This window comes from Pseudoalteromonas sp. UCD-33C (assembly GCF_001306895.1).
In the GTDB taxonomy this organism is placed as follows: Bacteria; Pseudomonadota; Gammaproteobacteria; order Enterobacterales; family Alteromonadaceae; genus Pseudoalteromonas.
In genome coordinates, this window is sequence record NZ_LJTB01000010.1 from 1 (window position 1) to 21,262 (window position 21,262).

The window sequence follows — 21,262 nt, forward strand, 5'->3', positions numbered from 1 at the left end:
TGACGTAACAGGTGACGTACAGTTACCAGACGGCGTTGAAATGGTAATGCCTGGTGATAACATCAAGATGACTGTAGAACTAATCTGCCCAATCGCGATGGACGAAGGTTTACGCTTCGCTATCCGTGAAGGTGGCCGTACAGTTGGTGCTGGTGTTGTTGCAACTATCGTTGAGTAATCAACTATAGTGATGCATTAAGCATTAAGAAAAACCCGAGCTTAGTCTCGGGTTTTTTTATGGGTGAAAAAGCTATCAGCTTTAAGTTTTAAGCAGTTTAGAGTGAAAGGCTAATCTGCCGCCTTCAAATTCCCAATGGACGAAGGTTTACGCTTCGCTATCCGTGAAGGTGGCCGTACAGTTGGTGCTGGTGTTGTTGCAACTATCGTTGAGTAATATCAACAGATAGAGCTTCACAGCTTATAAAAAGGTCGCCTAGGCGGCCTTTTTTAATGCTTGTAGAAAAGCTATCAGCTATCAGCTATCAGCTTTCAGGCGTCAGATTCGATCGGTGGGGTTGTTTAGTGTGGTGTCTCACTCAGTATTTGCCCTGTTCACTCTTCGGGTAGGTTGGTTTGAGCGCAGCGAAACCCAACATAATCTAGGTAAACCTGTACTTTGATAAAACCAAACCATCATAAAGCACTCCCCAAGGTTATGCTTGAACTAGAACCTAGAACCTTTACCCTCGCTAACTCGCTAACTCGCTAACTCGCAACTTTCCTATGAGCTAATTCACTCTTTTAGCACTCTTAAAAATAAAACGAGGCGCTAGGGTGTTAAAAGGGAATTACAAAGCATGGATCATCTCAATTTCGTTACATGCTGTTTTGTTGCTGTTATTTACTCGATATGGAAAGTCTTTGAAACTCCCCGCAGTCGCTGAACCGCCAAAAGTAATCAACGCGTATGTGAGTGTTGATTTAACTTCGTTACCTAGTTTGCAGAAACCTCAAGACAAACCTTTACCAGAACACTCGCAAGTAGTTCCAAGTGAGGCTAAGCCTTTGCCAAAAAACGAAGATGTTTCGCAGGGGAGCTCTCAACAGATGACTGACGCTAAGGCAATTAATCCCATTATAAATGAACCAAAAGAAGCTACCTCTGAGGTTGTAAAGCCTAATCAGACACTTGAGAATTCAAAAATACCCGAAGAGCCATTTAAAAAGCTCAACCCTTATGCACCAATCCCACAGCTTAATTTTGAAAATGGTTCTGCTAATGCGTCTTTGTTTGGGCAGGGTGAAGCGACGATTAGTAATAGCCCCGCAGGCAGGGTTACGGTGCCCGCACAATTAACCGTCTCTGATAAAGCAACTGTCGTTTGGCAAAATGGCGATGGCAGCAAGCGTATCGAGGTGCTAAATGGCATGTGTTACGGCATAGATTTTAATTCGGTGTTTGGTAAATCTGGAGTGCCAAGCGGATCCCCAAGACCCTGTGAAGATAAAGAAGCAAAACTATTTAAAGATATAATGAATAAGTGGAGTAAAAAGTAATAACAAAACACTTTACCTCAACTTAACTTGAGCTTTTAAAGTAGCGTTTTTTGTAATGGATATCGCTATGAACTCACTAGAAAACTATTTATTAAGCTTACAAATCAATTGTTATCAAACATCAGTGATACAGATTTCTCAAGTACAAACACGTATTTGGCAGTCATTACAAAATAGTTCTAGTTATGCTCATAATGTAATCGAAGAGTTTGAATTAAATGGGCAGTCTACGCATTACCAACATGCCGCCCTATTTACACTGGTTTTACAGCAGCTTGGATATAAAATACAACCAACAGCAGAAAATACTTTGTCGGTAAGGCATAACCATTTGTTACATGACATTCGTCTTGTTGAGCAGTTAAACCCTAATGAGGCTTAAGTCATGTTTTATCGTATAAAAAGGCACTTAGCCGAAACTAAGTGCCTTGGCTTAACGAAGTTACCAAATCATTTCTACAAATTCTGGGTGATCCACAAATGGGTTGCGGTTACCTTGATGTTCATAAGCTGCTTGGTTACGGTCAAGCTCTAATTGGCTAACAGGATCCTCGTTATGCCACTTTAATAACATAGCAACAACCCAGCTCTCAAAAACCTGATTAGATGAACCATTCAGTACAGCATTACTATAGGTTGTGTTGTTTTGCCATGAGCCAATCACGTTTTCATAGCGTGTTGCCATATAGAAATACGCTCTTGCAAAGTCACCTTTAAATTCATCAATAGGTTCAAAAACCGTTCCTGAGTAATTTAATGAGCTAGCAGCGCTGCCTAATTTGCTGCCGTTACTAGAGGTATAGCTTGCACTAGCTACTTCACCAAACGGGTAGTTACTGCGTTTTGAATTCACATAACCATCAGTGGCAAAAATGTGATGTACGTCTGAATTCATGGGCTCAACCTTACCGCCAAACCAACTTTTCGGGAAAGAATGCTCACGGTTGTAGCAATCTGCTTCGCTGTTGTATGTACCACATTGGTCGCTTACAGCAACATAGTTGTAGCTGTCTTGGCCTGCGGGGTTTTCTGAATAACGATCTAAAATAGAGTTGTCGTTTTCAAAATACTTATCGCGTGAAGCAACATCATAAAAACTCCAAATCGCAGAATAGCCCTGCGAGTTATGACCTTTGATGATGTTGTATAACTCTGTTTTCAGTGCATAACCACTAAGGCCTTGCGTTGTAACATAGTATCCCGTTGGCTCTGTTGGGGTTGTACCACCCCCGTCACCGCCGCCTGAGCTATCACCTAAACTAAACGGCGTAGCTTCTGAGCTTTGGAAGCTTGCCCCACTGGCAAGTACTGTTTGACCGAATGAAAGGTTATAGCTACCGTTACCGTAAGAGCAACATATGCCATCACCATAGCTATCAAAAATAGTAAAGGTATAGTCACCATCAGTTAAACATGCTTGCTCACTGTACTGAGTATTTGCTGCGTAGCTGCCGCCCGATGCCACTGCACTACCTTGGCTATTGGTTATTTGCCAGCTGGTTTCTTCCCCATAGTTATCGGTAGTGAGGGTAAAAGATACTTGGTTATCGGCGCAGCTGCCCGTAGGTGGTGGGGTTGAGCCTGTGTTTGGTGCAAAGTTATCGACATAAACGACTTCGCTGCCATCAAAACCAGTTACGTCGTAAAAGCGCAGGCCAACATTAATTGATGTAGTAGCAGGGGCTGTGTACTGATAACTGATTTGTTGCCATTGATTAGTTAATGCTGAGTTAGAATAGCCTTGATAGCCATCAACTACTAAGCGAGCTTTTACGCCACCTTCTGTATGGTAAACCCAAGCAGAAAACTCATAACTTTCACCCGCCACTACCTCTACTAATTGTTGTAAATCGGTATTACTTTGGGTGCCAGTATTAACCACGACTTGTGCTGAGTAATTACCTGAGTAAACCACATTAGTATTAGCGCTAAGACTAATACCGCTATCAATAGTGCCCCAGCTTGCAGGGGTATTTGCTGACCAGCTTTCGAAGTCGGCGTTACTAACATTTGCCAATGCTGAACTTGCTAAACAAAGTAAGCTACTGGCTAGCATATATTTTTTACATGTCCCGTGTGACATTGTATTTTCCTTTTTATATTTTAATAGTTTTTGCTGTTCTCAAAATGAACACAGCGAGTATAGGCTAATTGGCTTATGTTGCAATAATGTTAATTAATAAAAGTTTCTTATTTGGGAATTTTTGCTTTTAACATGTTTTTTTTGGATAAATACTAAATTAATAACTAAATGGAATATCAAAGCAGATTCTATTCTTTTTTAATCGCCTCAGACCTCGTTATTCTTCACGCTCAGATAAACCTTTAAAGCATTTCTATTGAGTCTTTAAAGTCGAAAAAATTGTTCGCGAAATGACAGTAGCAAGTTCGTTTCGCAGTTAACTTTTCAGGGTTACGAGGAATAAATTCATGTTGTTAAGTCAACTAAATGCAGCGGCGAGCCCGCTATCGCAAGAGCAAGTACAGAAGCTGCAAGGCTTAGTGGCTGAACTTAATCCAATTCAGCAAGCGTGGGTAAGTGGTTACTTAGCTGCGAATGCCAACGCAGGTGCATTAACCGGTGGTGTTGCTGCCACTCCAGCTGCAGGTGATGCACCGCCGCTAACTATTTTATACGGCTCGCAAACGGGTAACGCAAAAGGCGTGGCGAGCAAGTTAAAAGAGCAGGCAGAGTCGCGCGGTCTAACTGTTAAGCTAGTAAACATGGCTGACTACAAACCAACAGCCCTGAAAAAAGAAAAGTTTATCACGGTTGTTGTTTCAACCTACGGTGAGGGTGAGCCACCAGAAGACGCTGAAAGCCTTCATGAATTCTTAACAACTAAAAAAGCACCTAAACTAGATGGTGTTAAAGTGGCTGTGATTGGCTTAGGTGATTCAAGTTATGAGTTCTTCTGCCAAACAGCAAAAGATTTTGAAGAGCGTTTTAACAAGCTTGGCGCAGAAACTATTTTCCAGCGTGCTGACCTAGATGTAGATTACGATGATGAAGCAGCTAAGTGGATTGATGGTGCACTTGATGCGTTTGAGCCTGATCTTAAAGCGCAGCAACAAGCAAGTGGTGGTCAAGTTGTGGCTATGCCATTTGCTGCAGCGGCACCAGCAGCAAGTCAATACACCAAGCAAAACCCTTTTGCTGCAGAGCTAAGTGTTGTGCAAAAAATTACCGGTCGTGATTCAACCAAAGACGTGCGTCATGTTGAAATTTCATTAGAAGGTTCAGACATTACCTATACACCGGGTGATTCGCTAGGCGTTTACTTCTTAAATGACGAAGCGCTTGTTGATGAAGTACTTACGCTTACACAAATCGATGCATCTAGCACGGTTAAACTTGGCGACGAAGAACTAAGTGTTCGTGATGCATTAATCGAAAAATTAGAATTAACTCAGTCATACCCAGGTTTTGTTGAAAAATACGCAACAGCAACTGGCAGCCCTGATTTATTAAAGTTGGTTGAAGATAAAGCGGCAATGCGTGAGTACATCGAACCTCGCCAAATCTTCGATATTATTCGTCAAAACCCAGCTCAGCTTGAAGCACAAACCTTAGTAGACTGCTTACGTAAACTACAAGCACGTTTATATTCGATCGCATCTAGCCAAGCAGAAGTTGAAGAAGAAGTTCACTTAACTGTGGGTCTGGTTGAGTTTGATGCATTTGGTAGCGAGCACTTAGGTGGTTGTTCTGGCTATTTAGCACTTCGTGCTGAAGAAGGTTGCAAAGTAAAAGTATTCAGCGAGCATAACGATAACTTCCGTTTACCGGCTAATGATGAAACGCCAATTATCATGGTAGGTCCGGGTACAGGTATTGCACCTTTCCGTGCGTTTTTACAAGAGCGTGATGCCCGTGAAGCAAGCGGTAAAAACTGGTTATTCTTTGGTAACCCACACTTTACCCAAGACTTTTTATATCAAGTAGAAATTCAAGGTTACTTGAAGTCAGGTTTACTGACAAAAGTGGATGTGGCGTTTAGCCGTGACCAAGCCGAAAAAGTATATGTTCAAGACAAACTTCGCAAAAACAGCCAAGAAGTATTTGCTTGGTTAGAAGCGGGTGCTCATTTCTATATCTGTGGTGATGCAAACCGTATGGCGAAAGATGTTCATCAGGCGCTTGTCGACATTATCAAAGAAAATAGCGGCAAAGATGATGAACAAGCTGAGCAATATTTAAAAGATTTACGTAGCGCAAACCGCTATCAGAAAGACGTGTACTAATCACGTTTAAAGCTAACAGCCGTCACTGTAACAAATTTAGGAAATACCATGAGCGAACAAGACAAAAACGTAAAGCTTTCTGATAACGAGCGTTTGAAAAGAGAAAGTAACTTTTTACGTGGCACCATTGAGCAAGATTTAAAAGACGAGATCACCGGTGGTTTCACTGCTGATAACTTCCAACTGATCCGTTTCCACGGCATGTACCAGCAAGATGACCGTGATATTCGCCCTGAGCGCGCTAAACAAAAATTAGAGCCATTACATAACGTAATGTTACGTGCTCGTATGCCTGGCGGTATCATCAAGCCAGAGCAATGGTTAGCAATTGATAAGTTTGCTGAAGAAAAAACCAGCTATGGCAGTATTCGTTTAACCACGCGTCAAACTTTCCAGTTCCATGGTGTGCTTAAGCCAAATATTAAAGGCATGCACCAAATGCTTAATAGCGTGGGCATTGATTCAATTGCAACGGCGGGCGATGTAAACCGAAACGTATTATGTACAACTAACCCAGTTGAGTCTGAGCTTCACCAAGAAGCTTACGAGTGGGCTGCGAAGATCTCTGAGCACCTATTACCAAAAACTAAAGCATACGCTGAAATTTGGTTAAATGGCGAAAAGAGTGAAACCACTGAAGAGCCAATTTTAGGTTCAACTTACTTACCGCGTAAGTTTAAAACCACAGTAACAATTCCACCGAACAATGAAGTGGATGTGCATGCGAACGACTTAAACTTCGTGGCAATTGCAGAAAACGGCAAGTTAGTTGGCTTTAACGTGTTAGTGGGTGGTGGTCTTGCGATGACTCACGGTGATACAGCAACGTATCCGCGTAAAGCAGATGACTTTGGTTTTATTCCACTTGAGCATACGTTAAAAATTGCTGAGCACGTGGTGTCTGTACAGCGTGATTGGGGTAACCGCTCTAATCGTAAAAATGCGAAAACTAAGTACACATTAGATCGTGTAGGTTCTGATGTATTTAAAGCTGAAGTTGAAAAACGTGCCGGTGTTCAATTTGAGCAAAGCCGCCCGTATGAGTTCACTCACCGTGGTGACCGTATCGGTTGGGTTGAAGGTATTGATGGTAAGCACCACTTAACGCTGTTTATTCAAAGTGGCCGTATTTTAGATTACCCAAATCAACCTCTTAAAACAGGCTGCCGTAAAATTGCTGAAATTCACCAAGGTGATTTCCGCATGACTGCAAACCAAAACTTGATCATCGCAGGTGTTCCGGCTGATCAAAAAGCGGTAATCGAAGAAATTGCTCGCAACCATGGCTTAATTGATGACAGTCATACAGAGCAGCGTAAAAACTCAATGGCGTGTGTGGCATTGCCAACGTGTCCGTTAGCGATGGCTGAAGCAGAGCGCTATTTACCAAGCTTAATTGAGAAAACTGAAGCGTTATTAGCTAAGCACGGTATCAGCGATGACAACATCATTATGCGTGTTGTGGGTTGTCCGAATGGCTGTGGCCGAGCCATGTTGGCAGAAGCGGGTCTGGTTGGTAAAGGTCCGGGTAAATACAACGTGTACTTAGGCGGTAACCGCGAAGGCACGCGTATTCCAAAATTGTATTTAGAAAATGTCGGCGAAGACGTATACCTAGAAGCATTCGATAAGCTAATTGGCCAATGGGCAAATGAGCGAAATGAAGGCGAGTGTTTTGGTGATTTTGTAATTCGCAAAGGCATTGTTGCTGAAGTAAAAGTTTCAGTAACCGATTTTCACGCATAATTTTATAAGCGATACCGCTTTAAGGTTTGGAATTAACCATGAGTGAATTTAAAGACATCTTAACGATGAGCAAAGAAGACCAAACAGCCATGCTGGCTGATATTAATGGTCTTTTGGCTGATAAAAGCGCAGAAGAGCGTGTTGCGTGGGCACTTGAAAACTTACCAAGCACACACTTTTTGTCGTCGAGCTTTGGTATTCAAGCGGCGGTGATGTTGCACTTAGTGACATCGCAGCAGCCAGATATTCCTGTGGTACTGACTGACACTGGTTATTTGTTCCCTGAAACCTATCAGTTCATCGAGCAAATGACGGAGCGACTTTCGCTTAATCTTAAAGTTTATAAAGCTAAGCTTAGCCCCGCGTGGCAAGAAGCGAAGTTTGGTAAACTTTGGGAGCAAGGTGAAGCCGGTATTAAGCAGTATAATCAACTTAATAAAGTTGAGCCTATGAGCCGCGCTTTAAACGAGCTGCAAGCAGGCACTTGGTTTAGTGGTTTGCGCCGTGATCAATCATCAAGCCGTGCTGACAAGCAAATTGTTGAAATCAGCCGTGGTACTGTGAAAGTCTACCCACTTATTGAGTGGAACAACCGAGATATTTATCAGTATCTAACTAAGCATGATTTACCGTATCACCCACTTTGGGAACAAGGTTATGTGTCTATGGGTGATGTACACACCACGCGTAAACTTGAACCAGGTATGACAGAAGAAGAGACGCGTTTCTTTGGTTTAAACCGTGAATGTGGCTTACATATTGACGGTGATGGTATCTAATCCTAAATTCCTATCAGAATTTTCGTAAAGCGCAACCTAGGTTGCGCTTTTTTTGTGCTATTTATATACAATCCCTGGCTCAATTTTATGAGAGAAAATTATGAGTCGTGCTGTTGTTTTTTTATTGTTGTTTTTAATTGTGCCTTTAGTGCGAGCAGAAACTTTGAGGGTTGCGCTTTATGACACAGATTACCCTCCATACCATTTAGTTAGTGGCAAACAAAAGGGGTTAGTTGATGAGCTACTTGAGCGATTTGCTGAACAGTACAAGCTGAAAACTGACTATATTTTAGTTCCTGAGGTACGTTCACAGCATTTACTTGATGAAGGCAAGGTTGATGTGCGCTTAGAGTCTGAGCAGTGGTATCGCGGAGGTAATCAATACTATTGGAGTGATAGCATCGCAGTTGTTGAAGATATTTTAGTTATGCCGAGAGGTTGTCATATTCCAGCTATTGATGAGCTAGGTGGTTATGTGTTGATGGCCCGCTTTGGCTACACCTATCCGCAATTTGAAGCGTTGTTTGCATCTGGAAAATTGCACCGTGAGGACTTTTACTCTGAACTAGATATGCTGAAGGCTTTAGTCGACATACAGCAAAATCAACGTGTTGCTGTGATCGCAAAAAACACACTGCAGTGGTATGCCTCAAAAAATAATGCCTTTAAAAAATTCACGGTAAGTGATTACAGTGTGGGCAAAGCGCCAATGCAATTACAGTTTGCTTATAATGAAAAAGGGAAGCGTATCAGCGAGCAATTTAATGAATTTATGAAAAATCTTAAATCATCCGGTGAATTTGCTAAGATTGAGAGTAACTACCAATAATCGGTAAATGGAATGATTAAGCGTTTTTGTTACCTTGCGGTTATGCTGCTACTAACCAGTGTTGCGCTGCTGTTTTACATTAAAAAGCCAGACGGTAAACCTTACTTAGAACTGAGCATGTTCGAGCGTTACTCAGAAAAAGTTAGTGGTGATGTGAGTGATTTTGCTTCGCAAAGTGCCGATACACTTACCAGCCAAGCAAAAAAGCTCACTGAGAAATTGAGTTTTAGCAAAGACGTTAATACACCTGTTGTTGTTTATAAATGGCAAGATGAACATGGTCAGTGGCACTATGCTGATACACCTCACCCTAATTACGTTAGTACCCCGGTAAGTTTAGATCCGAACGACATAACAGTGTTACCTGCAGAGACTTTTCAGGCAGATGAGAAGCAACCAGCAACCGTTAAAGCTAACGAAGCACCTTCAGCGCTTGGCGTATACGACCCTAAAAATGTACAAAAGATGATGCAAGACGCTGAGCAAGTAAAACAGCTTATGGAGCAACGTAACAAGCAACTTGAACAGCAGCTCAAAGAGCAAGGTGGAAATTAGCTCTGTTTGTTATGTGCTTTTAGATCGCTTTCCATTTTCATCAGTAAAATAGTGAGATAAATTTTGGTAGGCAAAGAGAATAGCACACCAACGGCAATACACGCTGCGCTTAACATAATGCCATGTATACCCATACTATCACTTAAGTAATTACCAGCTAATAAAGAATGCCCCAATATAATTAGGCAAATACCTAAAATAATAAAGGTTTTTAAGATTCGAATGATAGTTTGTTCGGTCATACAAGCACCTCACTTTAGCCTTAATTAAAGTGTAGGTGCTGCTGTCATTAATAGGATTGTTCTAAATCAAGCAATTGTCGGTTATTTGTCCAATTTTACTGGGCCGTTGATGTTATCGATGCTTAAATCACCTGAACCCGCTTCGATAATTGTCAGGCCGAGTGTGTCATCCACATAAATGCTGCCAGAGCCATCGGTAATGGTAACCAGCCCTTTGATTTGTCTTACATCTATATCACCAGAGCCATCTTCAATGGTAAGCGCACCAGCCAATGTTTTAATGCTGATACTACCTGATTCATCAATAATACGTGCAGGGCCTTGGCTGTTTTCGATGCGGATATCACCAGAGTCATCTTCAATATCAATACGCCCTTGCCCTTGATCTATCATAATTGAGCCAGAATCGTCTTCAATGCTGATATTGCCGCTGACATTGCTAATGCGAATATCCCCCGAGTCATCATCAATATTAATATTACGACCACCTTCGATCACAAGTGCTCCTGAATCATCATCAATGCTGATATCGTTTTGCATTGCACGTATCACGATATCACCTGAGTCATCATCGATCTCTAGTTTGAGGTTGCTAGGCACAGAGACAATTAAATCAATATGAGGTGATGAACCACTGTAAAACGATAAGCTACCATTATTGAGCTTACTGATAAGCTCTGCGGTGTCGCCGTGCTTTTCGAGGGTTAATGTATAGGTCTCATCGCCTTTAGCCGCATAGATATTAGCATTTACTGTGATAGCCGTGGCGTTGCTGTCGCCTTTGATGATCAGTGAACCTGCTTCGGCATCAATTTTTAGCTCGTTTAAATTTACAGCCGACACGCTTAAGTCTTGTTGTTTTTGTTCTGCGATTTGACCCGGAGAGACATGAATAACACAGCCCGTTAATAATAAACTTGATGAGATGGCCGTTGCGCAAATTGCGCGTTTGAATGATGCAATAGTCATAAGGATTCCAAAATTATTGTGATTTTTATCTGGTTAGCATTTGCAAACTATGGTCCAATTTTAACATGCTGATTTTTATGTGCTTTTCATTTTTTGTAAGTAAGTGTGTTGGTCTAAACTGCAATTAATTGGTGATTTAAACAAAAAAAGGGGCTGAAAAATCAGCCCCTTAGTTAACTTAAAAGCAATTACTGCTCAGCCAGCATATTACGCAGTACATACTGTAAAATACCGCCGTGTTTGTAGTAATCCCACTCTTTCGGGGTATCTATACGCACATCAACACTAAAGCTAATTTGTTTGCCTTCACTGTTAGTGGCAATCACACTGACTTCATTGGTTTTGTCATATAAGCCTTCAAAGTCGAATGATTCTTGGCCGGTTAGACCCAGTGACTCATAGCTTTCACCTTCTTTAAATTGTAGGGGTAAAACACCCATACCAATCAAGTTTGAACGGTGAATACGCTCATAGCTTTGTGCAATAACGGCTTTAACACCAAGTAAAAGTGAACCTTTAGCAGCCCAGTCGCGTGATGAGCCTGTGCCATATTCCGCGCCCGCTAAAATGATCAGTGGCGTGCCATCTTGCTGATATTGCATCGCTGCATCATAAATGCTGGCGAGCTCATCGCTTGGTTGCATACGAGTCACACCGCCTTCGGTACCCGGTGCTAATAGATTACGTAAACGCACATTAGCAAAGGTACCGCGCATCATTACTTCGTGGTTACCACGACGCGAACCGTACGAGTTAAATTGTGCTTTTTGTACACCGTGCTCTTGCAAGTAAAGACCTGCTGGTGCATCCGCTTTAATCGCACCTGCTGGCGAGATGTGGTCAGTGGTAACTGAGTCACCTAATTTTGCTAAACAGCGCGCACCACTAATGCTAGGAATGCCAGGAGGCTCAATCTCCATACCATCAAAGAATGGTGCTTTTTTGATGTAGGTTGACGCATCATCCCAATCATAAAGTTTGCCATCAGGAATTTGAATTTTCTGCCAACGATCATCACCTTGATACACATTGCCATAGCTTGATGCGAACATTTCTTTGGTTACAGTTTCGCGGACGAGCTCGTTCACTTCACTAACACTTGGCCAAATATTTTTTAGATAAATGTCATTACCATTAGGGTCTTGCGCAAGCGGCTCGTTATACACGTCTATATCTGTACGACCCGCAATTGCGTATGCAACCACAAGGGGTGGTGAGGCTAAGAAGTTCATTTTCACATCTTGGTGAATACGCCCTTCAAAGTTACGGTTACCCGATAAAATAGAGCTTACAACCAGTTTATGCTTTTGAATTGCATCGGTGATTTCATCAGCTAGTGGGCCTGAGTTACCGATACAGGTTGTACAACCATAACCGACAAGGTTAAAGCCTAAGGCATCTAAGTCATCCATTAAGTCGGCTTTTTTCAAGTAATCAGTCACCACTTGTGAGCCTGGAGCAAGTGAGGTTTTAACCCATGGCTTAACCTTTAATCCTAATTGTTTGGCTTTTTTAGCCACTAGGCCAGCAGCTAAAATAACACTTGGGTTTGACGTGTTTGTACAACTTGTAATTGCAGCAATGACACAAGCACCATCATTAAGCTCAAACTCTTCGCCTTTAAAGTTAACCTTAGCTGCGCCCATAAACTGTGCTTCGTTTACTGTCTCATCAGGGTTGGTGGTTGGGCCTTCATCTTCAATGCGCGCCTCTTGAACATCGCTTTTATCGCGATGTTGCATACGTTCTTCTTGAAAGCCTTTTAAGTGCTCACCAATAATGCTACCTGCTTTATCAAGGGCAATTCTATCTTGCGGACGCTTAGGTCCAGCAAGGCTTGGCACAACATCATCAAGTGATAACTCTAGTGTGTCGGTATAATGAGCTTCATCGCCAGGGTTACGCCATAAGCCTTGGTGCTTTGCATAGTCCTCGATGAGTTTAAGTTGTTTGTCATCGCGGTTAGTTAAACGTAGGTAGTTAATGGTTTCATCATCAATTGGGAAAATACCGCAGGTTGCACCATACTCAGGCGCCATGTTTGCGATAGTTGCACGGTCTGCAAGCGGTAAATCAGCAAGACCATCACCATAAAACTCAACAAATTTACCCACTACGCCATGGTTACGCAGCATTTCTGTTACGGTTAGCACAAGGTCTGTTGCGGTCGTACCTTCTGGCAGGCGACCATTGAGCTTAAAGCCAACGACCTGTGGAATAAGTAAGCTGATTGGTTGACCAAGCATTGCGGCTTCGGCTTCAATACCACCGACACCCCAGCCTAATACCCCAAGACCATTGATCATGGTGGTGTGCGAATCGGTTCCGACTAGGGTATCTGGGTAGGCGAGTGATTTACCATTTTTACTATCGTTAAATACCACGCGGGCTAAATATTCTAAATTAACTTGGTGTACGATGCCGGTTGCTGGTGGCACGACTTTCAAGTTATCGAAGGCAGTTTGCCCCCAGCGTAAAAATTCGTAACGCTCTTTGTTACGCTCATATTCAAGTTTCGCATTTAAGTCGAATGAGCCATCTTCACCGTAGCCGTCAACTTGCACTGAGTGGTCAATAACAAGTTCAGCAGGTGACAGCGGATTAATCTTCGCAGGGTCGCCGCCAAGTTTTTCCATGGCATCACGCATCGCGGCTAAATCGACAATGGCGGGTACGCCAGTAAAATCTTGCATTACAACGCGAGCAGGTGTAAACGCTACTTCTGCTGATGGTTTCGCTTGAGGGTCCCAGTTTAGTAAAGCATCGATATCTTGCTTTTTAATATTAACGCCATCTTCATTGCGCAACAGGTTTTCAAGTAAGATTTTTAGAGAGAATGGCAGACGTTTTGCTTTGTCGCCTAAACCTTGTAAAGAGTGAATATGGTATTGCTCACCATTAATCGTAAGCTGCTTTTGGGTATCAAAACTGTTATTCATTATTTGCCCCTGTGGTTTGAGCAAGCAATTTGGCTTGCTTTGTTGTTTCCTTTTCGAAATAGACACAGTGTTATTGCAAACTTAATACCAGCTGAGAAATTCATCTAGCTGATGAAAAAATATGCTACCTAATATAGTTGCTGCTGATGTGATTTATTTCAAGGGAAGGAGGCAGATAAAAAGGGTAGTCACTTTAAACTACCCTCAGAAATAAGTGTTTTTAGTTAAGCCAGTTTTGTTGTTTACCTTTATGGCTAATAAACAGTAATAGTAAACCAATAACGATAACACACAATGGCATTGCTAATGCGCTAGTACCAAACATAGCAAGGCTATCTATCACCACAAAATTATAATATTGCTGGACTAATACGGCGATAAACGAGATTAAAAATAACTCGCGCGCAAGGGCTTTTTTTGCCAGTAATAAGATGCTCGCGAAGCTTGCTGCAAACACGGCTATCGCAAAGGCAGCCGTTGACCAGAGCGGTATGTCGCGGTATGCGGCTTGTTGTGCTTCGGGGAGTTGGTTAATCATTTCGGGTGTGATCAACAGTTGCATTACGAACGCAATGACACCTAAAAGATTCCATACAAGGGCTGCCCAAGCAAGTGGCTTGAGCCAAGCTGGAGGATTCATAAATCACCTTTTATTGTTGTTATAATCGCATTCAATTAAAGGTGATTTATGCTAACTAAGCAAGCTCTAGTTAACCAAACGAGATAGGGCGGCGACCGGTTTTTTCGTCTACTTTTGGTTTTTTAGTACGTTTACGCTTCGATTTTTTTGGCGCTTCTTCAGCGCTTTGTGGTTGTGCTTTTTGTACCGGTTCCGGTGGGCGAGGATTTGGTGTTGCATCTTCGCTTAGTGTCAGTTGGAACAACTCACCGTCGAAAGCCAACACGTCACCACTGTATAATTTTTTCCGTTTTATTGTACAAATTTCATAGTTAACCCCAACATAACCTTCACCAATTAAGGCTTTTGCTTGGCCGCCTGTTTCGACTAGGTCGAGCACTTTTAGCAAGTTGCATAACTCTATTGGCTCTTCTTCTAGTTCAATTTCGATGAAATCTTCGTTCATGTTGGTCTCTCTTAATTCAATCGCAGCCATTATAAAGCCTAGCACTCAATTGAACCAAGATTAAATTTTTAAGCTCTTCAAGCGGTTAAAATTTGCAGCAATAAATAATCCGACATTTTTACAAACAGTAAAAAAACTGCAGTATTTGCTGGGTACACTGCGCGCGTTTGGAATTGGTGTACAAATTGCTAAATGCATGTCCGTTTCATTTTTTATTCGTTCAGGAGAAGTTGTAATGGGCGTAAGATCAGCGCTAAGAAAAGAGTTAATGGGTTTGCAAGATTCGTCATTGATTGCTGCAGATGATGTGCGAGCTTTGTTGACGCAAACAATTAAATCTCAGCCTGAAAAATCAGAACAAGGTTTTGCGTTAATTTCGCGCTTTAATGATAACCATAGCCAGTTAAGTTCAGGTGAAACAAACAAAGAAAAGCTGCTTCAGCATCAAACTCACCGTTTATTTAAAGATATTCTATATACCCGTCAAAGTGTTAATAGTTGGCTAAAAAAACATCTTAATTAATTGATTTATTGTTTTTCTCACTTTAGACTACGCTTGTAATCTAAAGTGAGAATGAACATGAAAAGGATAATTTCAGCAGCCATATTTTTAATTTTGGCAGGTTGTCAGCAACCAACAGTTTACGTATACACAGAAAACCTTGAACAGTCGCAGTTGCAATCATTAGAGCAAGCATTAAATAAACAAAGCTTACCCTATGAATATACCCAGCTTCCTGTGCCAAGAGAGTTTACTGATGCAACCTTAATGCTATCGAGCGATAAGATTCTTACTCATGAAGCCGAGCAACTAGCTGAAATTATGCAGGGACTGGGTTATCAAGCCGAAATTAAGTACACCACAGATGCCAATCACTTTTACAATCATGGCAATATTGGCTTTTACTTAAAAGCTAAAAATACCACCACCAGTTTTACTATGCCGGCTCGTGTACTCACCACTGGATGCGTTGAAGACAAGTATAATGATCTTGCAGTTACATTTAATGATAAGCAGGCGCACTTTACCCTTACAAGTGGTAGAAAAGTCTCCCTAGATTGGGATTATTTATATGGCTACCTAGTCATTTATTATAAAAATTATTCGCAAACATACAGTCATTTAACGCCAGAAGTGAGCACTCCTTTTGGTATGAAACCATCAGATACTTACCGTTACACGGCACGTGTTAATAGCCCAAGTTGGTTAAATTGCTCATTACAAATTGTGTATATGGACTAGCTTCGCGACTCAAGGTAATTACTAAGCTTGGTAATACGTTCACTCATGCCCTCGATTATGCGATCTTTAATTTTTTCGCGGATCACATTGGGTAAGCGGGTGAGTGCTTCAGGGGAAATAGCTAATAAAATGGTATCGACTCTAGCGCGTGCACTGGTACTGTGCTCTCGGTTATTGATAAATGCGCCTTCACCGATAAACTCACCGGGCTCAATGGTGCCAAGTTCGAGTAAATGACTTTGTTTGAACACCATCAGTGAGCCGCTTAGCACGATATAAAGCCGTTTATCAGCATCGTATTGTTTAAAAACAGCGCGGCCTTGTTTGACCAAATACAAATGACTGAATGACTCTAATAACACTTGTCGTTCACTGAGAGTAAACTCTCTAAAGAACGACAATCTGTTAATAATTTCCATTTGTTTAATTAGTGGAATGTGCTCGATTAACTTCATTGACTCACATAGGTATAGCGCGAAATTAGCTAATATTGCGCTCTTTTAGCTTGCGGGTCAATGTATTGCGGCCCCAACCAATCTTCACTGCGGCTTCTTGCTTGTGGCCAGCACAGTTGGCAAGGGCGGTTTTAATCAAACGAGTTTCGAGTTGTGCTTGAATGGCTGGCCAAATATTTTCTTTGCCTTGTTTAAGTTCAAGGTTAAGCCATTGTTGAAATGCATCCAGCCAATCACCTTCTTGCTCAGTCGGTGTAACAGCAACAATCTCTGGTGGTAAATCTTGCTCGCTGATCAGCTCACCCGGTGCCATAACCGTTAACCAGCGGCAGGTATTCTCTAATTGGCGCACGTTACCTGGCCAATTGAATAAGCGCAGTTGCTCAGTAGCTTTAGGGCTTAAAATTTTGCTTTCAACCTGCAACTCTTTGGCACTTTTATGTAAAAAGTGTTGTGCTAGTCGTTCAATATCTTCAGTACGCTCACGTAACGCGGGTAAGCGTAAACGCACCACGTTTAAGCGATGGAATAAGTCGTCACGAAACTTACCTTGTTTTACCAAGTCTTCGAGGTTTTGGTGCGTTGCAGCGATAATACGTACATCAACTTTAATACTTTGATGACCACCAACACGGTAAAACTCACCATCGGCTAACACGCGTAATAAACGTGTTTGTACATCGAGAGGCATATCACCTATTTCATCTAAAAATAAGGTGCCGCCATTCGCTTGTTCAAAACGGCCTTTACGAATACTGTCGGCTCCAGTGAACGCGCCTTTTTCGTGACCGAATAACTCTGACTCGACCAATTCTTTTGGAATGGCAGCCATATTCAAAGCTATAAATTGGTTTTCTTTACGAGGGCTGTGGTTATGCAGGGCACTTGCAACTAGCTCTTTACCTGTCCCTGACTCACCATTAATCAGAACGCTCATACTTGATGCTGATAATTTACCAATTGCCCTAAACACCTCTTGCATAGCAGGCGCTTCGCCTATGATATGCGCATTGGTTTGTGGGGCTTGCTTACGTTTAGTTTTTTTCGTTGAATTAGCACGGCATGCGCTTTCGACCAGCGCGACAGCTTCATCTAAATCGAACGGTTTAGCGAGATACTCAAATGCCCCTTTTTGGAAGGCATTAACCGCTGAGTCTAAGTCTGAGTGAGCGGTCATGATGATCACTGGCAGGCCAGGGTTTTGATCGGCGATAGTCTCAAGTAACGCCATGCCGTCCATACCCGGCATTCGTACATCAGATACTAATACCGTTGGCTGGCTAAACTTTAATGCATTAAGCACATCTTGTGCGTTCGCATAGCTTTCAGTTTCAAATCCTGCACGTGCCAACGCTTTCTCTAGTACAAAGCGAATTGAGGCATCATCATCAACTAACCAGACTGTTTTCATGACTACTCCAAAAAACCATTAATCCGTAAAAGGCAAATAGATATTAAATTCTGTATGGCCTGGCCAACTGTCACAATCAATGTGGCCGTCATGTTGGTCAACCAAGGTTTGCGCTATCGATAAACCAAGCCCTGATCCATTTTCTTTGTTGGTGATCATTGGGTAGAACAAGGTTTCACGTAAGCTCTTGTCTATACCTGGGCCGTTATCCGAAATTTGGATCAGCAAGGTTTTTTTCGGCGCCTTACCTGGGCGCCTGTGTTGATGATTGATGCGGGTTTTTATTCTTATCTCGCCACCATCAACCAGTGCCTGTTGTGCATTACGAATAATGTTCAGTACCACTTGTTGAATTTTACTTTGGTCAATGTATACACTCGGTATACTTGGATCATAGTCTTTCACTAAAGTGATATTGGCATTGTTATCTAACATGCTCAGTTTAATCACTGACTCTAACGCTTGGTGAATGTTGCCATAGGATTTATGTGGCAATTGATTCGGACCAAGTAAGCGGTCCACAAGCTCGCGTAAACGGTCTGCTTGTTCAATGATTAATTCGGCACATTGATCACGTTCTTGCTGATCAACCTCATATTGCAATAATTGCGCCGCTCCGCGAATTCCACCTAAAGGATTTTTAATTTCGTGTGCCAAACCGCGAATTAGATTTCGTGCTGCTTGATACTGATGCATTTGGTTCGAAGCTTGATCGTGGCGAATTTCATCATCCATTTGGCGGCATTCAAACAAAATATAATTTTCATCATTGCTGCTTATTCGTCGCGTGCTAATGGTCAGCTTGGCATGGCGAGAATCGACGAACACCACGTCAGCTCTATGCTGGTGGCAATCAACACCATCGAACAACGAATACTGAGCAATGCGTTTTAAGTCTATTGAGTGGTAATTGAATAGGTTATCGAACGGTTGGTTGATAATGCGCTTGGGTCCTAAACCTAAAAGCTCACTGGCGCTATCGTTTGCATAAACCAGTTTAAAATCTCGGTCGAGTAAAATGACAGCAGTACTTAAATTTTTCCAAATACTGTCGAGCAGTTCAGAGTTAAAATGTGTTTCACTGAGCATGGTTGCACCATTTTAGTGCGTTTCAATTTAGTGCAGCTTAGCATACTCTTTTTACTTTGCGAGAAGTCATGCCAAAAACCTTAGTTTCCGCCATAAATTGAGGTTCTGTGCATGAAAAAGGTGCTGACTGGGCTAACCGAAACGAGTTTATTATTAGCATCATAAAGTTTAGCTTGTAATGTGTGTTCTCCACGCTCGACCTCTCTTAGTGCAAAGGTCGTGCTATTACTTGGTGCACCATGAGGATTGCCATCAAATAAAAGTTGTACTTTAAATCCGTTTTCAAAGCGTGGGTTAATTCGGGCGGTGACATACACTGAACCGGTATTTTCTCGCACGGTCGCTTCATTAGCAGGAGAAGCAATACTGACTTTAAATTTGACTGGTGTCGCACTTGGTGCGCTATCAAGTATGCTGGTGTCGGTAGCTGGCATGGTCAGGTTTTGGGTATTCATCTTTACTTCGGTAGCGCCAGGGCGCGGTGTATCAGAAAATACTAAAACGCCGTTTTTATCTTTCCAAGAATACACTTTCTGCGCTGCGCTATAGCCAAAAAAGCTTATAAAAATCAGCGGTAGTACCAATAAAGTTGTGCTTTTCACCCTGCAACCCTGCATTTTTTAATCTAAATAAAACTGTAGAGTAGAACCCGCTCAATTACCATTAAAAAAGCCCGCAGAGCGGGCTTGAGAACACACATTTATTATCTTTTAGATAATTCTGCTACAGCGTGTGTTACACGCTGTAGTACATTTCGAACTCAACTGGGTGAGTTGTCATGTTAAGTTTTTCAACTTCTTGACCTTTAAGCGCGATATATGCATCGATTAGGTCATCAGTGAATACGCCACCTTGAGTTAAGAACTCACGGTCAGCGTCTAATGATGCTAGTGCTTCAGATAAAGAAGATGCAACTTGTGGGATCTCAGCTGCTTCTTCAGCAGGTAGATCGTATAAGTCTTTGTCCATTGCATCGCCAGGGTGGATCTTGTTTTTGATACCGTCTAGGCCAGCCATAAGCATTGCAGAGAATGCTAAGTATGGGTTAGCTGTTGGATCAGGGAAACGAATTTCGATACGACGTGCTTTTGCAGACGGTACCACTGGGATACGGATTGAAGCAGAACGGTTACGTGCAGAATATGCAAGCATTACTGGTGCTTCGAAGCCTGGTACTAGGCGCTTGTATGAGTTAGTTGATGCGTTAGCAAATGCGTTGATTGCTTTAGCGTGCTTGATGATACCACCGATGTAGTAAAGAGCTTCTTCAGATAGACCAGCGTATTTGTCACCAGCGAAGATGTTTACGCCATCTTTACCTAGAGATTGGTGGCAGTGCATACCAGAACCGTTATCACCTACGATTGGTTTAGGCATGAATGTCGCTGTTTTTCCGTAAAGGTGAGCCATGTTATGGATAACATATTTCATCTCTTGAATTTCGTCAGCTTTTAATACCATTGTATTGAAGCGCGTTGCGATCTCATTTTGACCTGCAGTTGCTACTTCGTGGTGGTGAGCTTCAACTACTTGACCTAGTTCTTCAAGAACTAAACAAGTTGCTGAACGCCAGTCTTGTGATGAATCAACAGGAGAACACGGGAAGTAACCGCCTTTAACACCTGGACGGTGACCCATGTTGCCACCTTCGTAATCTTTATCTGAGTTCCAAGCAGCTTCTACAGAATCGATTTTGTACATAGAACCAGACATGTCTGATTTGTATTTAACGTCATCAAAAAGGAAGAACTCTGGCTCTGGACCGAATAAAACAGTGTCAGCAATACCAGTAGAACGCATGTACTCTTCAGCGCGTTTTGCAACAGAACGTGGATCACGCTCATAACCTTGAAGTGTTGAAGGCTCAACTACGTCACAACGTACGATTAGTGTAGCTTCTTCAGAAAACGGGTCCATTTTCGCAGACTCAGGAACAGGCATAAGTACCATGTCTGATTCGTTGATACCTTTCCAGCCAGCAATTGAAGAACCGTCAAACATTTTGCCGTCTTCGAAGAAATCTTCATCAATTTGATGATGAGGAATAGAAACATGCTGTTCTTTACCTTTGGTATCAGTAAAGCGTAAATCAATGAACTTAACGTCATTTTCTTTGATAAAATCTAAAACCGATTGTGACATGTGTCCTCCAATTGTTGGGTTTTATTTTTTGCTGCA

The 21,262-nt window shown here is 42.1% G+C and carries 20 protein-coding genes and 2 pseudogenes; 11 read left to right on the forward strand and 11 right to left on the reverse strand.

Annotation, left to right across the window (positions count from 1 at the left end; translation table 11 throughout):
* The 4 genes and pseudogenes from tuf to AOG26_RS16050 all read left to right on the forward strand — a co-directional run.
* Positions 1 to 178 (forward strand): annotated as a pseudogene (tuf, locus tag AOG26_RS20590) (elongation factor Tu); the annotation flags it as partial.
* A gap of 135 nt (positions 179 to 313) precedes the next feature.
* Positions 314 to 394 (forward strand): annotated as a pseudogene (locus AOG26_RS20595) (elongation factor Tu); the annotation flags it as partial.
* Between the two features lie 380 nt (positions 395 to 774).
* Positions 775 to 1,497, forward strand: a complete 723-nt coding sequence (locus tag AOG26_RS16045; protein ID WP_054563432.1) for a hypothetical protein — start codon at positions 775 to 777, stop codon at positions 1,495 to 1,497.
* A gap of 67 nt (positions 1,498 to 1,564) precedes the next feature.
* Positions 1,565 to 1,879 carry a hypothetical protein gene (locus tag AOG26_RS16050; RefSeq protein ID WP_054563433.1) on the forward strand — a complete coding sequence of 105 codons (315 nt, stop codon included), beginning with the start codon at positions 1,565 to 1,567 and terminating at the stop codon, positions 1,877 to 1,879.
* A 60-nt stretch (positions 1,880 to 1,939) separates the two neighbouring features.
* On the opposite strand, the gene AOG26_RS16055 is transcribed toward AOG26_RS16050, so the two are convergent.
* Positions 1,940 to 3,580: an endonuclease gene (locus AOG26_RS16055; protein ID WP_054563434.1), complete on the reverse strand. Its 1,641-nt coding sequence runs from the start codon at positions 3,578 to 3,580 to the stop codon at positions 1,940 to 1,942.
* A 347-nt stretch (positions 3,581 to 3,927) separates the two neighbouring features.
* On the opposite strand from AOG26_RS16055, the gene AOG26_RS16060 reads away from it, so the two are divergent.
* The 5 genes from AOG26_RS16060 to AOG26_RS16080 all read left to right on the forward strand — a co-directional run bounded on the left by AOG26_RS16060 (position 3,928) and on the right by AOG26_RS16080 (position 9,651).
* Positions 3,928 to 5,742 (forward strand): assimilatory sulfite reductase (NADPH) flavoprotein subunit, encoded by a 1,815-nt coding sequence (locus AOG26_RS16060; RefSeq protein WP_054563435.1) that lies wholly within the window; start codon positions 3,928 to 3,930, stop codon positions 5,740 to 5,742.
* Between the two features lie 48 nt (positions 5,743 to 5,790).
* On the forward strand, positions 5,791 to 7,488 hold the full coding sequence (gene cysI, locus AOG26_RS16065) for an assimilatory sulfite reductase (NADPH) hemoprotein subunit (RefSeq protein ID WP_054563436.1): 1,698 nt from the start codon (positions 5,791 to 5,793) through the stop codon (positions 7,486 to 7,488).
* A gap of 38 nt (positions 7,489 to 7,526) precedes the next feature.
* Positions 7,527 to 8,267, forward strand: coding sequence for a phosphoadenylyl-sulfate reductase (locus AOG26_RS16070; protein WP_054563437.1), 741 nt, complete (start codon positions 7,527 to 7,529; stop codon positions 8,265 to 8,267).
* 100 nt (positions 8,268 to 8,367) lie between these two features.
* Positions 8,368 to 9,096: a substrate-binding periplasmic protein gene (locus tag AOG26_RS16075; RefSeq protein WP_054563438.1), complete on the forward strand. Its 729-nt coding sequence runs from the start codon at positions 8,368 to 8,370 to the stop codon at positions 9,094 to 9,096.
* Between the two features lie 12 nt (positions 9,097 to 9,108).
* Entirely contained in the window at positions 9,109 to 9,651 is a 543-nt protein-coding gene (locus AOG26_RS16080; RefSeq protein WP_054563439.1) for a DUF4124 domain-containing protein, read from the forward strand.
* Here the strand turns inward: AOG26_RS16080 and AOG26_RS16085 are convergent.
* The 5 genes from AOG26_RS16085 to AOG26_RS16105 all read right to left on the reverse strand — a co-directional run bounded on the left by AOG26_RS16085 (position 9,648) and on the right by AOG26_RS16105 (position 14,886).
* Entirely contained in the window at positions 9,648 to 9,893 is a 246-nt protein-coding gene (locus tag AOG26_RS16085; RefSeq protein ID WP_054563440.1) for a hypothetical protein, read from the reverse strand. The two genes, AOG26_RS16080 and AOG26_RS16085, sit on opposite strands and share 4 nt — an antisense overlap.
* Positions 9,894 to 9,974: 81 nt before the next feature.
* Positions 9,975 to 10,862, reverse strand: a complete 888-nt coding sequence (locus AOG26_RS16090) for a DUF4097 family beta strand repeat-containing protein (protein WP_054563441.1) — start codon at positions 10,860 to 10,862, stop codon at positions 9,975 to 9,977.
* 188 nt (positions 10,863 to 11,050) lie between these two features.
* Positions 11,051 to 13,801 (reverse strand): aconitate hydratase AcnA, encoded by a 2,751-nt coding sequence (acnA, locus tag AOG26_RS16095; protein ID WP_054563442.1) that lies wholly within the window; start codon positions 13,799 to 13,801, stop codon positions 11,051 to 11,053.
* Positions 13,802 to 14,021: 220 nt separating this feature from the next.
* Entirely contained in the window at positions 14,022 to 14,441 is a 420-nt protein-coding gene (locus AOG26_RS16100) for a hypothetical protein (protein ID WP_054563443.1), read from the reverse strand.
* A gap of 70 nt (positions 14,442 to 14,511) precedes the next feature.
* Positions 14,512 to 14,886: an RNA-binding S4 domain-containing protein gene (locus tag AOG26_RS16105; RefSeq protein WP_054563502.1), complete on the reverse strand. Its 375-nt coding sequence runs from the start codon at positions 14,884 to 14,886 to the stop codon at positions 14,512 to 14,514.
* A gap of 235 nt (positions 14,887 to 15,121) precedes the next feature.
* Between AOG26_RS16105 and AOG26_RS16110 the strand changes: the two genes are divergently transcribed.
* Both AOG26_RS16110 and AOG26_RS16115 read left to right on the forward strand, forming a co-directional pair.
* Positions 15,122 to 15,409, forward strand: a complete 288-nt coding sequence (locus AOG26_RS16110) for a hypothetical protein (RefSeq protein WP_054563444.1) — start codon at positions 15,122 to 15,124, stop codon at positions 15,407 to 15,409.
* A gap of 57 nt (positions 15,410 to 15,466) precedes the next feature.
* Positions 15,467 to 16,129: a hypothetical protein gene (locus AOG26_RS16115; RefSeq protein WP_054563445.1), complete on the forward strand. Its 663-nt coding sequence runs from the start codon at positions 15,467 to 15,469 to the stop codon at positions 16,127 to 16,129.
* On the opposite strand, the gene AOG26_RS16120 is transcribed toward AOG26_RS16115, so the two are convergent.
* The 5 genes from AOG26_RS16120 to glnA all read right to left on the reverse strand — a co-directional run bounded on the left by AOG26_RS16120 (position 16,126) and on the right by glnA (position 21,226).
* Positions 16,126 to 16,584: a cyclic nucleotide-binding domain-containing protein gene (locus AOG26_RS16120; protein ID WP_054563446.1), complete on the reverse strand. Its 459-nt coding sequence runs from the start codon at positions 16,582 to 16,584 to the stop codon at positions 16,126 to 16,128. The genes AOG26_RS16115 and AOG26_RS16120 overlap by 4 nt on opposite strands.
* Before the next feature lie 25 nt (positions 16,585 to 16,609).
* Positions 16,610 to 17,995: a nitrogen regulation protein NR(I) gene (gene ntrC / locus AOG26_RS16125; RefSeq protein ID WP_054563447.1), complete on the reverse strand. Its 1,386-nt coding sequence runs from the start codon at positions 17,993 to 17,995 to the stop codon at positions 16,610 to 16,612.
* Positions 17,996 to 18,013: 18 nt separating this feature from the next.
* The gene (glnL, locus tag AOG26_RS16130; RefSeq protein ID WP_054563448.1) at positions 18,014 to 19,084 is read right to left on the reverse strand and encodes a nitrogen regulation protein NR(II); all 1,071 of its coding nucleotides are present in this window, start codon (positions 19,082 to 19,084) and stop codon (positions 18,014 to 18,016) included.
* An 80-nt stretch (positions 19,085 to 19,164) separates the two neighbouring features.
* Positions 19,165 to 19,686 carry a DUF4124 domain-containing protein gene (locus tag AOG26_RS16135; protein WP_235575511.1) on the reverse strand — a complete coding sequence of 174 codons (522 nt, stop codon included), beginning with the start codon at positions 19,684 to 19,686 and terminating at the stop codon, positions 19,165 to 19,167.
* Between the two features lie 133 nt (positions 19,687 to 19,819).
* Positions 19,820 to 21,226: a glutamate--ammonia ligase gene (gene glnA / locus AOG26_RS16140; RefSeq protein WP_054563450.1), complete on the reverse strand. Its 1,407-nt coding sequence runs from the start codon at positions 21,224 to 21,226 to the stop codon at positions 19,820 to 19,822.
* Between the last annotated feature and the right edge of the window lie 36 nt (positions 21,227 to 21,262).

What these genes read in the sequence shown, in the direction of transcription:
- glnA (WP_054563450.1), bottom strand. Translation starts at nt 21,226, where the DNA reads ATGTCACAATCGGTTTTAGATTTTATCAAAGAAAATGACGTTAAGTTC.
- AOG26_RS16050 (WP_054563433.1), top strand. Translation starts at nt 1,565, where the DNA reads ATGAACTCACTAGAAAACTATTTATTAAGCTTACAAATCAATTGTTAT.
- AOG26_RS16070 (WP_054563437.1), top strand. Translation starts at nt 7,527, where the DNA reads ATGAGTGAATTTAAAGACATCTTAACGATGAGCAAAGAAGACCAAACA.
- AOG26_RS16060 (WP_054563435.1), top strand. Translation starts at nt 3,928, where the DNA reads ATGTTGTTAAGTCAACTAAATGCAGCGGCGAGCCCGCTATCGCAAGAG.
- AOG26_RS16100 (WP_054563443.1), bottom strand. Translation starts at nt 14,441, where the DNA reads ATGAATCCTCCAGCTTGGCTCAAGCCACTTGCTTGGGCAGCCCTTGTA.
- ntrC (WP_054563447.1), bottom strand. Translation starts at nt 17,995, where the DNA reads ATGAAAACAGTCTGGTTAGTTGATGATGATGCCTCAATTCGCTTTGTA.
- AOG26_RS16110 (WP_054563444.1), top strand. Translation starts at nt 15,122, where the DNA reads ATGGGCGTAAGATCAGCGCTAAGAAAAGAGTTAATGGGTTTGCAAGAT.
- AOG26_RS16080 (WP_054563439.1), top strand. Translation starts at nt 9,109, where the DNA reads ATGATTAAGCGTTTTTGTTACCTTGCGGTTATGCTGCTACTAACCAGT.
- AOG26_RS16115 (WP_054563445.1), top strand. Translation starts at nt 15,467, where the DNA reads ATGAAAAGGATAATTTCAGCAGCCATATTTTTAATTTTGGCAGGTTGT.
- acnA (WP_054563442.1), bottom strand. Translation starts at nt 13,801, where the DNA reads ATGAATAACAGTTTTGATACCCAAAAGCAGCTTACGATTAATGGTGAG.
- AOG26_RS16120 (WP_054563446.1), bottom strand. Translation starts at nt 16,584, where the DNA reads ATGAAGTTAATCGAGCACATTCCACTAATTAAACAAATGGAAATTATT.
- cysI (WP_054563436.1), top strand. Translation starts at nt 5,791, where the DNA reads ATGAGCGAACAAGACAAAAACGTAAAGCTTTCTGATAACGAGCGTTTG.
- AOG26_RS16055 (WP_054563434.1), bottom strand. Translation starts at nt 3,580, where the DNA reads ATGTCACACGGGACATGTAAAAAATATATGCTAGCCAGTAGCTTACTT.
- AOG26_RS16090 (WP_054563441.1), bottom strand. Translation starts at nt 10,862, where the DNA reads ATGACTATTGCATCATTCAAACGCGCAATTTGCGCAACGGCCATCTCA.
- glnL (WP_054563448.1), bottom strand. Translation starts at nt 19,084, where the DNA reads ATGCTCAGTGAAACACATTTTAACTCTGAACTGCTCGACAGTATTTGG.
- AOG26_RS16105 (WP_054563502.1), bottom strand. Translation starts at nt 14,886, where the DNA reads ATGAACGAAGATTTCATCGAAATTGAACTAGAAGAAGAGCCAATAGAG.
- AOG26_RS16085 (WP_054563440.1), bottom strand. Translation starts at nt 9,893, where the DNA reads ATGACCGAACAAACTATCATTCGAATCTTAAAAACCTTTATTATTTTA.
- AOG26_RS16075 (WP_054563438.1), top strand. Translation starts at nt 8,368, where the DNA reads ATGAGTCGTGCTGTTGTTTTTTTATTGTTGTTTTTAATTGTGCCTTTA.